This window comes from Eudoraea sp. (assembly GCF_049665975.1).
Taxonomy (GTDB): Bacteria; Bacteroidota; Bacteroidia; order Flavobacteriales; family Flavobacteriaceae; genus Eudoraea.
In genome coordinates this window covers 1-1,816 of the sequence record NZ_JBATGR010000310.1, presented here as the reverse complement: position 1 = coordinate 1,816, position 1,816 = coordinate 1, and the positions used below count along the sequence as shown (strand labels likewise).

Here is a 1,816-nt window from a genome sequence, read left to right as displayed (position 1 = left end):
TTTTTGTGTACCGATCTTTATTTGCAGTGTATTTCATTTGTGATAAACTATTTTTTTGGCCATTTTCAACCTATTTCTAAAATTAGCATTTCGTAAAACTTGTGACTCCTATTCGGAAATTCCATGCCCGGTATCAACGGCAGTACGTACCTTATTCCAGTCTACTTCGCCCAATAGAGCGCATTCTGCTCCGAGTATGAAACGATCAGGGGCATCATTAAGAACCACAGTAACCCGTTGTTTAATCTCTTGGTCCGTTCCTGTAAGAATGGGTCCTCTTTTCTCCAATCCACCCATTATAGGTCGCTCACCAAACATAGTATACAATTCCTTTAAGGGAACTCTTTTACCGGCTATTACATCACTCAAATTTACAATGTGACCCGGATAATCCACAAACGGACTCACATCATCATAGGGCCCTTCATAATCACAAATATGTAAAACATTGCAGATACAGCCATCATTTATTTCATTCTGAACCACCATATCAGTAGGTTTTATATAATCCAGAAATATATTGGGATCCTGAAACCTAAAGGCTTCATTGCCCTGGGTAGGTGCTAAAAATCCATCGACACCGAGTTTTTTGCATTCTTTTAAAAATATCATTACACTGTCAGTGATAATTTCAAGGCCCTTTTTAACACTCTCCGGATCTTGTTTTAAATGTTCAGTAACCAATTGGCTTGTAACACTGTGACCAGCGCACATAAAAGGAGAATAGAAAGTGGCAATGACAGGAGCTAACTTTTTACCTTGTTTTACAAGTTCCTTAACCACATAAAGCTGTTTTTCGTAATAGTCTTTCCCGTAAAAGGGCATATTAGCCCAGTCTTCAGGTTTTTTTATGGTATCGATTGCCGGAAACAGCGCTTCATACTGGATTTTGATAAAATCCATATCAATTGCTTTAAAATATTCCAAATGTCTTGCAACTGCGGCATCACCCCATTGATACCCTTCGCCAAAGTGAACGAAAAAACCACTTGGGATATAGTCCTGCTTTCCGGTTGATGTCAACAGATTTAAAACGGCTTCCCTTTTATTAAGGACAGGTGCAGACTGACAGGAACCAAGGCTAAAAGCACCTATTCCAGCGGCATATGTACCTGCGGAGATTAGCCCCATGGATTTTAGAAATTTCCTTCTTTTAATTGTTTGTATCTCCATAAATCAGAATTTTAAAATTTTGACTAATTGTGAGTTGGCTTTTTAAGTTCAAAGGAGAGATAATCATAATTCATCTGTCCTTTTTCAAGGGTGTGAAAATAGAAGATCTGCTCAAAATGGAATTTACAATTTTTTTGAGGATGGTTTGATTCTTCTATACTTATAGATTTGATTATAATCTCTCAATAAATATAGTGCTAAATGTTCAAAGATTAGAACGTGTCAATTGGAAGTCTGGCCATATATGTTTTGGTCACTTCAAAACAAAAAAGCTGATTCAAAAGAATATAGAAAGAGAGGTAACTTTTGTAAGTAGCATTAAAAGCTAATCCAGTTACACTACCTGCCGAATTCGAATTTATTGTTTACCAGAATATTGAGATTATAAATCAAAAATGGGGAAGTGAAGTAGCAGTACTTCATCTTCCCCTATTAGTCTTCAATTCATTGTTAACAGGCTTATTTCCTAAACCAAAAATTTTTAAATACGTGTTTTATTCTTTGGGTTTTATATTTTGGTTTACCCTAAAGAAATTGTTTGGATCATATGTTTTTTTAATTTCGGTTAAACGATCGTAGTTGTGCTTATAACTAGCCTGAACTCTTTCCTGCCCCTCTTCCATCATAAAGTTGGAATATGCCC

The 1,816-nt window shown here is 36.1% G+C and carries 2 protein-coding genes; both read right to left on the bottom strand.

Features of this window, described 5'->3' with window-relative positions; all coding sequences use genetic code 11:
* Positions 1 to 108: 108 nt before the first annotated feature.
* Positions 109 to 1,173 (bottom strand): uroporphyrinogen decarboxylase family protein, encoded by a 1,065-nt coding sequence (locus WBN20_RS11070; RefSeq protein WP_424281713.1) that lies wholly within the window; start codon positions 1,171 to 1,173, stop codon positions 109 to 111.
* 494 nt (positions 1,174 to 1,667) lie between these two features.
* Positions 1,668 to 1,816 (bottom strand): BBE domain-containing protein (locus WBN20_RS11065; protein ID WP_424281714.1); only part of this gene is annotated, 149 nt, incomplete at its 5' end.

Excerpts from the sequence above, each read along its gene's own strand:
- WBN20_RS11070 (WP_424281713.1), bottom strand. The coding sequence starts at position 1,173 with ATGGAGATACAAACAATTAAAAGAAGGAAATTTCTAAAATCCATGGGG.